The 12,223-nt window shown below is 71.5% G+C and carries 12 protein-coding genes; 4 read left to right on the top strand and 8 right to left on the bottom strand.

The features are described 5' to 3' along the window. Nucleotides 1–151: 151 nt before the first annotated feature. Nucleotides 152–1,354, top strand: a complete 1,203-nt coding sequence (locus DFJ66_RS30910; RefSeq protein ID WP_121226366.1) for a coiled-coil domain-containing protein — start codon at nt 152–154, stop codon at nt 1,352–1,354. Between the two features lie 722 nt (nt 1,355–2,076). Here the strand turns inward: DFJ66_RS30910 and DFJ66_RS30905 are convergent. The 5 genes from DFJ66_RS30905 to DFJ66_RS30890 form a co-directional block, all read right to left on the bottom strand. After that, nucleotides 2,077–2,883 (bottom strand): SCO4651 family lipoprotein, encoded by an 807-nt coding sequence (locus DFJ66_RS30905; protein WP_121226364.1) that lies wholly within the window; start codon nt 2,881–2,883, stop codon nt 2,077–2,079. A gap of 15 nt (nt 2,884–2,898) precedes the next feature. After that, on the bottom strand, nt 2,899–3,021 hold the full coding sequence (locus DFJ66_RS45150) for a hypothetical protein (protein WP_281276651.1): 123 nt from the start codon (nt 3,019–3,021) through the stop codon (nt 2,899–2,901). Nucleotides 3,022–3,097: 76 nt separating this feature from the next. Continuing rightward, complete coding sequence (locus DFJ66_RS30900; protein ID WP_121226361.1) at nt 3,098–3,787, bottom strand: hypothetical protein; 690 nt, start codon at nt 3,785–3,787, stop codon at nt 3,098–3,100. A 5-nt stretch (nt 3,788–3,792) separates the two neighbouring features. Next, nucleotides 3,793–6,648 carry a helicase-related protein gene (locus DFJ66_RS30895; RefSeq protein WP_121226359.1) on the bottom strand — a complete coding sequence of 952 codons (2,856 nt, stop codon included), beginning with the start codon at nt 6,646–6,648 and terminating at the stop codon, nt 3,793–3,795. Nucleotides 6,649–6,662: 14 nt separating this feature from the next. Continuing rightward, nucleotides 6,663–8,255, bottom strand: coding sequence for a DAK2 domain-containing protein (locus DFJ66_RS30890; RefSeq protein ID WP_121226357.1), 1,593 nt, complete (start codon nt 8,253–8,255; stop codon nt 6,663–6,665). A 157-nt stretch (nt 8,256–8,412) separates the two neighbouring features. On the opposite strand from DFJ66_RS30890, the gene rpmB reads away from it, so the two are divergent. Then, nucleotides 8,413–8,604, top strand: a complete 192-nt coding sequence (gene rpmB, locus DFJ66_RS30885) for a 50S ribosomal protein L28 (protein ID WP_015804671.1) — start codon at nt 8,413–8,415, stop codon at nt 8,602–8,604. Between the two features lie 81 nt (nt 8,605–8,685). Here rpmB and DFJ66_RS30880 read toward each other — a convergent pair whose 3' ends face one another. From DFJ66_RS30880 to DFJ66_RS30870, 3 genes are all read right to left on the bottom strand, one after another. Next, nucleotides 8,686–9,360: a uracil-DNA glycosylase gene (locus DFJ66_RS30880; protein ID WP_121226355.1), complete on the bottom strand. Its 675-nt coding sequence runs from the start codon at nt 9,358–9,360 to the stop codon at nt 8,686–8,688. Nucleotides 9,361–9,440: 80 nt separating this feature from the next. Further along, nucleotides 9,441–9,872 carry a GNAT family N-acetyltransferase gene (locus DFJ66_RS30875; RefSeq protein WP_397556320.1) on the bottom strand — a complete coding sequence of 144 codons (432 nt, stop codon included), beginning with the start codon at nt 9,870–9,872 and terminating at the stop codon, nt 9,441–9,443. A gap of 69 nt (nt 9,873–9,941) precedes the next feature. Next, nucleotides 9,942–10,907, bottom strand: a complete 966-nt coding sequence (locus DFJ66_RS30870; protein ID WP_121226351.1) for a thiamine-phosphate kinase — start codon at nt 10,905–10,907, stop codon at nt 9,942–9,944. A gap of 97 nt (nt 10,908–11,004) precedes the next feature. Here DFJ66_RS30870 and DFJ66_RS30865 point away from each other — a divergent pair, with 97 nt between their 5' ends. Both DFJ66_RS30865 and DFJ66_RS30860 read left to right on the top strand, forming a co-directional pair. Next, entirely contained in the window at nt 11,005–11,238 is a 234-nt protein-coding gene (locus tag DFJ66_RS30865; RefSeq protein ID WP_015104517.1) for an Lrp/AsnC family transcriptional regulator, read from the top strand. 20 nt (nt 11,239–11,258) lie between these two features. Further along, nucleotides 11,259–11,837, top strand: coding sequence for a DUF3515 domain-containing protein (locus tag DFJ66_RS30860; RefSeq protein WP_121226349.1), 579 nt, complete (start codon nt 11,259–11,261; stop codon nt 11,835–11,837). Nucleotides 11,838–12,223 lie beyond the last annotated feature (386 nt).

Genomic DNA, 12,223 nt, shown 5'->3' with positions numbered 1-12,223 from the left:
GGACGTCCCGCATGCAGCCCCCGACCGAACGGCTCGCACTGCGGGACCGGGCCGAGTGCGGTGGACTGTGAGCGCACGAGCACCGACCCGTTACAGCGTGTTCGCTGCATCGGGTGAATGGCGGAGTCGACTTCTCGGTAGGGTTGGGCACATGGCCGGGGCTGAAGGGACGGGGCAGCCTGCTGCCCGCACCCACTTCGACGTCGTTCTGCGCGGGTACAACCAGCGGCAGGTCAACGAGCGCGTGACACGCCTGGAGTTCGACCTGAAGAACTCCAACCGCGCCCGCGACGCCGCGGCGGCCCAGGTGGGCGAGCTGACCAAGCTCCTCAACACCACCCGCGCGGAGCTGGACAAGGTCAAGGCGCAACTGGGCAACCTGGCCAACAGCCCGGTCAACGCCTCGAACGTCACCGAACGCGTGCGCGTGATGATGACCCTGGCCGAGGAGGAGATCGCCGACATCCGCCAGGGCGCCGTCGACCAGGCCAACGCCACCCGAGCCGAAGCCGAACGCTTCGCCGCCGAGGGCCGCGCGGCCCACCAGCGCGCGATGGGCGAGGTCGAGGAACGCCGGAAGCAGCTGGAGGCGGCCCACCAGCAGCGCACGGCGGAGCTGGAACAGCAGTACCAGGAGCGCCGCGCCGAGCTGGAGAAGCAGCACGAGGACCTGCGCGCCAAGCTGACCGCCGAACACGAGGCCCTGCTCGCCCAGACCCGGGCCGACCACGAACGCCTGGCCGCCGAGTTCGACGAGAAGACCAAGGACCTGGAAAAGCGCCGGGTGGACCTCGACGCCAAGTACAAGGGCTACCACGACGACCTCGACAAGGAGTACGACGAACTCCGCACCACCCTCCGCAAGGAGCACGAGGTGCACGTCGTGGAGGCCAAGGCCGAGGCGGCCCGGCTGCTGGAAGAGGCGAAGACCCAGGTCGAGAAGCTGCGCGAGGAGTCCGCCAAGCAGGTCGCGGACCTGGAGGCGGAGGCCCTGGCCAAGGCGGAAAAGGCGGTCGCGGACGCTGAGGCGGCAGCCGAGAAGCGGCTCGCCGAGGCGTCGGCCGAGGCGGAGAAGAAGATCGCCGACGCCGACAGCTACGCCGACGAGCGCATCACGGCAGCGGACCGGAAGCTGACCGAGCTGCACACGGTCCACAAGGCGCTGACCGAGCAGTTCACGGCGGCCCAGGAAGCGGTCCTGAACGCGGTAGCGGCCTTGTCCCCGATCGACGGCGAGTCGAGCGAGACCGGCGAAGCGAACGAGGACACGGCGAAAGCGGACGCGCCGGCCAAGCCCGAAACCCCGGAGTCGGAACAGCCGACGAAGCAACTCCGAATCCCGAAGCGAAACTAGATCTCCAGCCCGCCCTCCGCGCAGCGCGCGCTTTCTTTCCGGCGCGCGCAGCGCGGCTTTTGCGTGTGGTGGTCCCAACCACAGGTGGAGGGCCTCGGTTCCCCCGCCGTATGGCCTGCCCGAAGGGCTACCACATTTTCCAGGGGTTGCAGCCGAAAGTTTTGCGAGGAACGAGCAAAAGTTTTAGCGGCAACCCCTGGAAAATGTGGTTGGCTCCGCCAGGCCATACGGCGGGGGAACCGACGCCCTTCACCCCCCGCTGGTGGCCTGCCGCGCGGCGAGCGCCGCTTGTGATCTTTTGATCTTGAGAGCGCGCAGCGCGTACCAGCGCGAAGCGCGTTCGGCTTGAGAGCGGAGCGTTCCGGTTTAAAGCGCTTAAAAGCAAAAAGCGAAAAGCGAAAAGCGCCTCGCCGGCGGGCAGGCCACCAAAGATGACTCAACTGCAACGGCGGGGGCTTCTTGCTTTTGTCATCTCCGTATGGCCTGGCGGAGCCTACCACATTTTCCAGGGGTTGCCGCTAAAACTTTTGCTCGTTCCTCGCAAAACTTTCGGCTGCAACCCCTGGAAAATGTGGTAGCCCTTCGGGCAGGCCATACGGAGATGACAAAAGCAAGAAGCCCAAGTTGGGTTGTGTCCTCACCGGTGGACTGCCGACTCGCCGGCTTCGCCGGGGACTGCCGACTCGCCGGCTTCGCCGAAGAGCGCGCTGCGTGGAGGGTGGCTAGCGGGGGAGTTGGTCGGCTGGGATTACCTCGGCCGCTGGGGGTAGGGGTACGTCGAACTTGCCGCCCCACTCTGTGAAGCGGGTCGTGGACTGCTTGACCACCTTGCCGTCCAGTTCGAACCGGTATTCCGCCTTCACCGGCGTTCCCGCGTCGTCCACCCACACCACCGCGTTGATCGCCACCCCGTGCTCGGCCAGCTGCGTGTGTTGCAGCTGGATGTCCGCGTCCTTGATGACCTTCGCCATCTTCAGCGGGTCCACGACCAGGTCGTACCGGGTTGCCGCCACTCCGTCGACCGGCTCGGACGTCTTCGACACGATCAGCGCCGCCCTGGGCTGCACGTAGTCCAGTTCCGCGCCCACGGTCGCGCCGGGGCCGAAGCCGCGCAGCAACGCCGTTACCTCGGAGCTGTTGCCGGACGTGTACAGGCCCCACTTCTTGCCCTCGGGCATGGGGGCGCCGTCCACGTGCACGTACAGGCCCTCGCGGGCGATCACGAGGTCCATCTTGCGGGTCTGGCCGGCTGTGGTCATGGTCATCGCCATCGTGCCCGTGATGCCTTCGGGCTCTTGGCGCACGGTGCCGTCCACGACGCTGCGGACCTCGGTGGACGCGCCGTCGGATGCGAAGCCCTCGGTGTGGAAGCGCGCGGTCTTGAGCTCGGCCCTTCGCTGGTCGATCTTCTCCGCCAGCACGGCCAGGTCGCCCTTGGGCGGCGAGGACGCGGTGGGCGGGGCCGGGTCGGTGCCGGTCGTGCAGGCGACCAGCACGAACGGGACCAGCACGAGCAGCAGACGGCGCACAGTGTGCGGACGCTACTACTCCCCCACCGCGCGCGGTCGAGGCGGGTTCTGCTCCAGCAGTCCCATCAGCATGTCCCTGGCCTGCGCGATCGGCATGACGCTGAGCAGCTGCCCGAGCTTGGCCCGTTCCTCCTCCACCCGGACCGACTGCACCTGGATCGCGACCCGGACCTTCTCGTTGATCTCCAGCGCCTCCAGCTCGGCCCGCTTCTCCTCAGCGGAGCAGGACCTGCCATTCCTGGCGCACCGGCGGCAGGTCCAGGTCGAACTCCCACAGGAACGCCCGCCGCCACTGCCACCCGGTCCGCGCCCAGTGCACCATCAGCGCCGACCCCAGCAGCACGCACGCCACCGCGAGCACGGAGAACAGCTTCTGCCCGGGGTCCCCGACCGTCCACGCCCGCACCGCCACCACGACCGGCAGCGCGACCACGGCCAGGTCGAACAGCAGCCCCAACAACCGTCGCCACCACGGCCGCGCGTGGAAGACCACGCCGGAGTCGACCAGCGTGTCGCACTCGTCGGGACCGTGCTCGCGCAGCCGCATGGCCTCCGCCCGCCGGTGCCGGACCTCGTGCCACACGCGCACCATCGTGGCCCCGCCCAGCACGAGCAGCAGCAGGTCCACGGCGTGCAGGAACCACGGCCCGGGGTTGGCCAGCCACGACAGCACGCCGGCCAGCAGCATCACCGCACCCGAGGCCTCCATCGACCACAGGTACCGCGTGGCCAACCACCCCGGCACCATCGACCGCACGACCAGGTCGCTCATGTCCGGCCGGCCGCGCAGCACCTCCAGCGCCTCCGCGTGCGCCCGCGCGTAGTCGCTCAGCTGGGCGACGTCGCGCGCTTGGGCGTCGGCCGCCGTGGTGCGGTCCTCTGTCTCGGTCTGGTCCCCGGGCATCGTCGTTACGCCTTCTCCAGGTATTCCGCCCGTTCCTCGTCCAGCAGCCCGGCCACCAGGCCGGCGAGACCCGGGTGCTCCGCGAGGTCCGGGTCGGCGTCCACCACCTCGGTCGCCACGATCCTGGCCTGCGCGATCACGTCCTCGTCGCGCAGCAGCGAGAGCATCTTCAACCCCGACCGCTTGCCCGACTGGGCCGCGCCGAGGATGTCGCCCTCGCGGCGCAGCTCCAGGTCGAGCTGGGCCAGTTCGAACCCGTCCAGTGTGGACTCCACCGCGCGCAGCCGCTCCATGGTCGAGGTTCCGTCGGGCATCTCCGTGACCAGCAGGCACAGCCCCGGCGCGCTGCCCCGGCCGACCCGGCCGCGCAGCTGGTGGAGCTGGCTGACGCCGAACCGGTCGGCGTCCATGATCACCATGACGGTCGCGTTCGGCACGTTCACGCCGACCTCGACCACGGTCGTGGCGACCAGCACCTGCACCTCGCCCGACGCGAACGCCCGCATCACGGCGTCCTTCTCGTCGGGGGGCATCCGGCCGTGCAGGATCGCGATGCGCAACCCGTGCAGCGGCCCGTCGGACAGCTTCTGCGCCACGTCCACGACGGCCAGCGGCGGTCTGCGGTCCGACGAGTCGTCCTTCTTGGGCGGCGCGTCCTCCTCGGACTCGCCGTCGCCGATGCGCGGGCACACCACGTAGACCTGGTGGCCCTTGCCGACCTCCTCGTGGATGCGCTGCCACGCCCGGTCCAGCCAGGACGGCTTCTGCGCCACCGGCACCACCGACGTGCTGATCGGCGACCGGCCCGCGGGCAGCTCGCGCAGCGCCGAGACCTCCAGGTCGCCGTAGACGGTCATGGCGACCGTGCGCGGGATCGGGGTCGCCGTCATGACCAGGACGTGCGGCGTGGACCCCGAAGCGCGCCCGCTGAGCGCGGCCCGCTGCTCGACGCCGAACCGGTGCTGCTCGTCCACCACGACCAGGCCCAGGTCGTGGAACTCGACCTTGTCCTGGATCAGGGCGTGCGTGCCGACGACGATCCCGGCCTCGCCGGTCATGATCTCCAGCAGCGCCTTCTTGCGCTGCGCGGTGCCCATGGACCCGGTCAGCAGGGTCACCCGGGTCGCGTGCTCGGCCGCGCCCAGCTCGCCCGCCTGGCCGAGGTCGCCCAGCAGCTCGCTCAACGACCGGGCGTGCTGCGCGGCCAGCACCTCGGTGGGCGCGAGCATCGCGGCCTGCCGGCCCGCGTCCACGACCTGGAGCATCGCCCGCAGCGCCACCATCGTGTTGTGGGTGACGACGAAGTGGTCGGTCACGTACAGCCGGGACGGGTGCGCGATCGAGATGCACTGCACGGGTTTCACGCCGACGAACTCGACCGCCTCGATGCGGCGCACCGGCGGCGCGGTGCGGTCGAGGGCGTCCCGGAACGGCGGGAACTCCTCGGGCAGCCGCACGGTCACCTCGTGCAGCTCGTAGCCGAAGGCGATCGACCCCGTGCCGCCCAGCGACTCGGCCAGCTCGCTGACGTACTCGGCGAGGTTCTCCGACTCGGTGCGGAACACGACGTCCACGCCGTCGCACCGGCCGCCCGTGGTGAGCAGGCCCTGGAGCAGCTCGTGGCGTTCCTTCACCGGCGCCAGCTCGACGCAGTCCACGTCGGGCGCGACCACCATCGGCAACCGCCACTTCGGCGTGCCGCCCAGGTCGTAGAGGTCGTCGCGCAGCTCGCGCAGCGTCTTGACCTCGCCGGTGTGCACCTGCCACAGGTGCTCCAGGTCGCACTCGACGGACTTCCCGTCCGACAGCACCACCCGGTACACCTCCCGCTCGCCCTGCGGGAACACGCCGGTGACGGTCGTCGTGGTGCCGTCGGCGGCGATCACCTCCGCGCCCACCTCGATCTCCCCCATCGGCACGAAGCCCTCCGGGGTGAGCACGAGGGCGTCCAGCGGCTGGGCCTTGCCGGAACCGACCTCGCCCTGCAGCAGGCGGTTCATCGGGTGCTCGCCGGACAGGTCGCGCGCGATCGCCTCGCCGACCTCCTGCTGGCCCCGCGTGAGCGTGAACGGCAGCCGCGCGTCGAACGCGTCCCGGACCATGCCGGGCTTGGGCGGGCACGCCGGCGCGGGCCGGGCGGTGGCGGACTTGCGGCGCTGCGCCAGCGCGAGCTGCACGGCCAGGGCCTCGTCCCACTTCAGGCGCTGCTGCGCGAGGGTGATCTCGGCCCAGCTCTCCGGGCGGTGGACGAACCGGAGCGCCTTCTCCAGCGGGATCAGGTCCTGCGACTCGCGCAGCCGCTGCGGCAGCGGGTCCTCGTCCAGCCCCTCCCACACCGCCAGGACCTGCTCGACGCAGTTGGACACGTGCCAGGACTGGATGCCCTGCGCCGCCGGGTAGACCGGGATGAACGCCCCGGCGAACTTGGCGGCGGCGTCGTCGGCAGCGTCGTCGAGCACCTGGTAGTCCGGGTGGGCGAGCTGGAGCTTGCCGTTGAACATGCCGACCTTGCCCGCGAACATCGCCTCCCGACCGGGCAACAGCTCCCGCTCCACGGCGCGGGACCCGCGGCCGAAGAACACCAGGTGCAGGTCCGAGGACCCGTCGGTGATCACGGCCTCGAGCAGCTCGCCGCTGCGGCTCTTCATCCTGCGGTGCCGCACGCTCTTCACGCGTGCTTGGACGGTGGCGTGCTCGCCCAGTTCCAGGCCCTTGATCTCGGTGAGCTTCCCGCGCTCGTCGTAGCGGCGCGGGTAGTGCCGCAGCAGCTCACCGACCGTCGTCAGGCCGAGTCCGCTCTCCAGCGCGTCGGCGCTCTTCCCGCCCAGCACCGACACCAGCTTGTCGTCGAAGGTCGTCATCGCCGACCATTCAACTACTCGACACCGACAACGAGTGCGGCGCCGGGCTGTCCACCGTGGTACGTCGTGATTTCAACCTCCGGATGGGCGATCCTGAGGTGGCTTTCGAGTGTTTCCGCGAGCCCTTCGGGGGCGTCCTCGCCCAGCAGTGCGGTCACCAGCTCGCCGCCGCCGGCGAGCATCCGGTCCACCAGCCGGCACGCCAGCGCCGCCGGGTCCGCGCCCGCGGGCTCGACGATGACGACCTCGCCGTCCTGCATGGCCAACAGGTCGCCGGGCTCGCACCGGCCCACCCACGTGATCGCCTCGCGCTCGGCGATGCGCACCTCGCCGCGCCGGGTCGCCGCGGCGGCTTCGGCCATGGCGACCACGTCGTCCCCGGCCCGGCGCTGCGGGTCGTGGACGGCGAGCGCGGCCAGCGCCTGGACCGGCGAGAACGCGGGCACGACCACGACGTCCTGCCCGGCGGCGACCGCGTAGGCGACGGCTTCGTCCAGCGGACCGCGCACGTCCTCGGCGGTGGGCAGCACGGCGACGTGCCGGGCGCGGGTGCCCGCGATCAGGGCGAGCAGGTCGGCCGGGTCGTCGGTCGGCGCCGCGGCCACCGCCCCCTCGGCCCGGAACAACTCCCGCGCCCCCTCGCCGTCCACCACCACGACCACCGCGCGGTCCCGGCTGAACCGGACGGCCTGCGCCTCGACCTGGTCGGCGAACCGGGCGACGGTGATCCGGTGCGGCCGGCCCTGCTCGACCCCGGCCTCGATCGCCGCGCCGATGTCGTTGCAGTGGACGTGCACGGTCCACAGCCCCGCGCCGTCGCCGACCACCGAGACGCAGTCGCCGAGCGCGGTGAGCCGCTGCTTGAGCTCTTCGGGGTCCTGCGGGTCGTCGAGCAGGTACATGACCTCGTACTCGAAGTCGGTGGACCCGGCCTCGCGCGCGGTGGTCAGGGCCTCGGCCGTGCGCGGCGGCGCGGAGCTCTTCCGCACGTGCTCGACCGGCTGCCCGGTGATGACCGCCACCAGGGAATCCAGCAGCACGACCAGCCCCCGCGCGCCCGCGTCCACCACCCCGGCCTTGGCCAGGACGGCGAGCTGGCGGGGCGTGTCGGCCAGTGCCTCGCCCCCGGCCTTGGCGGCGGCCGTGACGACCTGGTCCAGGTCGTCGGAGGGGCAGTCGCGGGCGGCCTCGGCGGCGGCGTGCAGGACGGTGAGGACGGTCCCCGGAACAGGCTTGGACACGGCGGCCGTGGCCAGCTCGTCGGCCCTCTTCAACGCCGTGCGAATGGCCGCGCCACCCGCCTCGGACACCCCCTGGGCCGCTTCCGCCAGCCCTCGCAGCACCTGGGAGAGGATGACCCCGGAGTTCCCCCGCGCTCCTTGCAACGCCCCTCTGGCCAGTGCGGCAAGCGCCTGACCAGCGTCATCGGTTCTCGCGCGGAGCAGCGAGTCCTGGGCGGAGCGCATGGTCTGGGACAGGTTCGTGCCGGTGTCGCCGTCGGGCACGGGGAAGACGTTGATGCGGTCGATCTCGTCACGCTCGGCGTCCAGCGACCGGACACACGCGTCCGCCCACCGGCGCACCGCCACCGCGTCGAGAACCTGCATGGCGGGGAGGGTATTCGATCCCGGCGGGCCCCGGTTTGGAGGCGTGGTGGGCGACGGGCTACCCTGTCCAGGTTGCCATGCCCGGCTGAGGCTTGTGCACGCTTGCGCGCCCGCCGGGGCGTGAGTACCGCTGGAGAAACCTTAAGGAGTGGCTGACGTGGCTGCCGTGTGCGACGTCTGTGGCAAGGGGCCGGGCTTCGGCAAGTCGGTCTCGCACTCCCACCGGCGCACCAACCGCCGGTGGAACCCGAACATCCAGACCGTGCGCGCGAAGGTCTCGTCTTCGCAGCGGCAGCGGCTGAACGTGTGCACCTCGTGCCTGAAGGCGGGCAAGGTGGTTCGCGGCTGAGGCCGCGTCCGAGCGTTGTCGAAGGCCCCCGGAGTCCGCTCCGGGGGCCTTTCGGCGTGCAGGGGGCTACTCAGACCGGCTTCAGGGCAGCTTCCAGTCGATCGGCTCGGCGCCCTGCTGCACCAGCAGCTCGTTCGCCCGCGAGAACGGCCGCGACCCGAAGAACCCGGCTGCCGCCGACAACGGCGACGGGTGCGCCGACTCGATGCACGGGAACGGCTCCAGCATCGGCCGCAGGTTGCGCGCGTTGCGCCCCCACAGGATCGCCACCAACGGCTCCGACCGCTGCGCCAACGCCTTGATCGCCTGCTCGGTCACCGCCTCCCACCCCTTGCCCTGGTGGGAGTTCGACTTGCCCGGCTGCACCGTCAGCGCCCTGTTGAGCAACAGCACGCCCTGCTCGGTCCACGGCGTCAGATCACCGTTCGACGGCTTGGGGTGCCCCAGGTCGTCCATGTACTCCTTGTAGATGTTGATCAGCGACTTCGGGATCGGCCGCGTCTCCGGCGACACCGAGAACGACAACCCCACCGCGTGCCCGGGCGTCGGGTACGGGTCCTGCCCCACGATCAACACCCGCACCCCGTGGAACGGCTGCTGGAACGCCCTCAGCACGTTCTCCCCGGCCGGCAGGTAGGTCCGCCCCGCGGCCACCTCCGCGCGCAGGAACTCGCCCATCTTCGCGATCTGATCGGCCACCGGCGCGAGAGCGCGCGCCCACCCGGCCTCGACAATTTCCTCAAGGGGACGTGCCACGGCGGTGGACCTTATCTCAGTCGATCGAACGAAGATCTCGCGGTAGGTCGACCACTGCGCGCACAAGACCCCTCGGCCCGCTACAGCTCCTTGCCGAAGCAGAGGCTCTCCGGATGATCCCGGTACACGCCGAAGTTGTCGATGCGCTCGTACCCGCTGCTCTCGTAGAGCCCGATCGCCTCGGGCTGGCGCGTGCCGGTCTCCAGGATCATGCGGGTGCGCCCGACCGCCCGCGCCGACGACTCCAGCTCCGCGAGCACCTGGCGCGACAAACCCCGCCCCCGCACGGAGTCCACGGTGTACATGCGCTTGATCTCGGCGTCGCCGGGCCGGATCGAGCCGTCGGCCACGTCGTGCGCCCGCCAACCCCCGCACGCGACCGGGACGCCGTCGAGGTAGCCGACGACGAAGTGCCCCCGCGGCGCGGCGAACTGCGCCGGGTCGACCGGGGTGACGTCCTCGTCGCCGTAGCGGACCACGAAGACCTGCTGGAGGTCCGCGATCAACTTCACCGAGTCTGGATGGTCATACGCCCGCGTGAATAGTTCCACACGAACCACCCTAACTCCGCCGTCCAGGCGTTATCGCCAGTGCTCCCACCCGGGCGGCTTCTCGTAGACCCGCCCGTCCACGGTCACGCCGCCGCCGTGCCGGACCGTGCCGATGGTGCGCCAGCCGTCCGGCACCACCTTCGGGTCCGGGAACGTCGCCGCCAGCGCGTGGTCCTCACCCCCGGTGAGCACCCAGTGCCGCGCGTCCGCGCCCAGCGCCGAGGCGACGTCCAGCAGTCGCGGGTGGACCTCCAGCAGCTCGGTGCGGATGTCGATGCCGATGCCCGACTCGTCCGCGATGTGCCCGAGGTCGGCCAGCAGCCCGTCCGAGACGTCGATCATCGCCGTCGCCCCGACCGCCGCCGCCTGCGGTCCCGCCGCGTACGGGGGTTCGGGGTTCCGCTGCGCCCCGACGACCGCCACCGGCGACCGGAAACCGCGCTGCAACACCGCGAGCCCACCGGCCGCCCAGCCCAACCGTCCGCACACCGCCACGACATCACCCACTTGGGCTCCCGACCGGGTGACGGGCTCCAAACCGTTCATGTCGCCCATGGCAGTAACGGAGATCACCAGTGTTGCGGAGGACACCATGTCCCCACCCACCACGCCGGCCCCCGCGGCGGCGGCCTCCTGCCACAGCCCGGCGGTGATCCCCTCGACCACCGCGGAGGGCGTGTCGGAGGGGCAGGCCAGGCCCACGGTGAGGGCCGTGGGCACGGCTCCCATGGCCGCGACGTCGGCCAGGTTGACGGCCGCCGCCTTGCGGCCGACCTGCTCGGGAGACGACCAGTCGAGTCTGAAGTGGACACCCTCCACGAGCACGTCGGTGGACACCACGACACGCCCGTCCGGGGCGGCCACGACGGCCGCGTCGTCCCCCGGTCCGAGGAGGGTCGTCGGCGGCTGCGTCCGACCGGCCGTCACCCGGCGGATGAGACCGAACTCACCCACTTCAGCGACCGTGTCCGCGTTCAGCGGCGGCTCCGGACGCAAGATTGCCTCCCGTTCTGAGCATTCGGAACCCCAACTGGGGTACGTTGCTGACCACGTTCCTACCCCGATCTGACCTGTCGCGACGAAGGGGCACGCCGTGGTGCACGCATACATCCTCATCCAGACCGAGGTCGGCAAGGCAGCCGCCGTCGCGGCAGAGATTTCCGGCATCCCCGGCGTGGCCACCGCCGAGGACGTCACCGGCCCGTACGACGTGATCGTCCGCGCCGAGGCCGACACCGTGGACCAGTTGGGACAGCTCGTGGTCGCCCGCATCCAGAACGTCGAGGGCATCACCCGAACACTGACCTGCCCGGTGGTCCACCTGTAGGCCCGTGTTGTCATAACGGGGTGGCACAGGAACCCGAACCCACATCCCTGCTCCCCCGCCCGCTGCTGGCGGTGGCCATCGGCCTTCCCGCTCTGCTCGCGGCGGGCGTGGCGGCCGTGGGCCTGTTCCTGGGCACGGGCGGCAAGGAAGACCCGGCAGGGCCCACCGCGGACCGTTCCGGCCCGGTGGCGCTGGTCCCCGTGCCCGCGCCGAAGGCGGAGTCCGAGGAGTGCAAGGCCTTGCTGAGCAAGCTCCCGATGCAACTGGTCTCGAACGGCGTCCAGATGCCCCGCCGGGAACTGGCCGCCCCGGCCCCGGCGGGCGCCGTGGCGTGGGGTGACGCGAAGCACGAGCCGATCGTCCTGCGCTGCGGCCTGGACCGACCGAGCGAGCTGACCCAGACCTCGGACCTGCGCCTGATCTCGGACGTCCAGTGGCTGGTGATCTCACAAGCAGACGCCTCCACCTGGTACGTGGTCGACCGCCCCGCCTACGTGGCCCTGACCGTGCCCGCGGACGCCGGCACCGGCCCCCTGCAGGACATCTCGACGACGATCAGGGACACCTTGCCGGCCGTCCCCGTCGACACCAAGGGCTGACCCGGCCTGCGACCCCTCTGCCGACCGCCACGGCTCGTGCCGGCGGGCGGTGCCGAGCGGTGCCCGCGGGCCGTGCCGAGCGGTGCCCGCGGGCCGTGCCGTGCCGTGCCGGCGGGCGGTGCCGGGCCGTGCCGTGCCGTGCCGGCGGGCCGTGCCGGGCCGTGCCGTGCCGTGCCGGCGGGCCGTGCCGGCGGGCCGTGCCGGCGGGCCGTGCCGGGCGGTGCCGGCGGGCCGTGCCGGGCGGTGCCGGCGGGCCGTGCCGTGCCGGCGGGCCGTGCCGGGCCGTGCCGGCGGGCCGTGCCGGGCGGTGCCGGCGGGCCGTGCCCGCGGGCCGTGCCGGGCCGTGCCGTGCCGGCGGGCCGTGCCGTGCCGGCGGGCCGTGCCGT

Source organism: Saccharothrix variisporea (assembly GCF_003634995.1).
Classification (GTDB): Bacteria; Actinomycetota; Actinomycetes; order Mycobacteriales; family Pseudonocardiaceae; genus Actinosynnema; species Actinosynnema variisporeum.
Note: the sequence above shows the minus strand (reverse complement) of the source record. Positions and strands in the feature narration are given on the sequence as shown.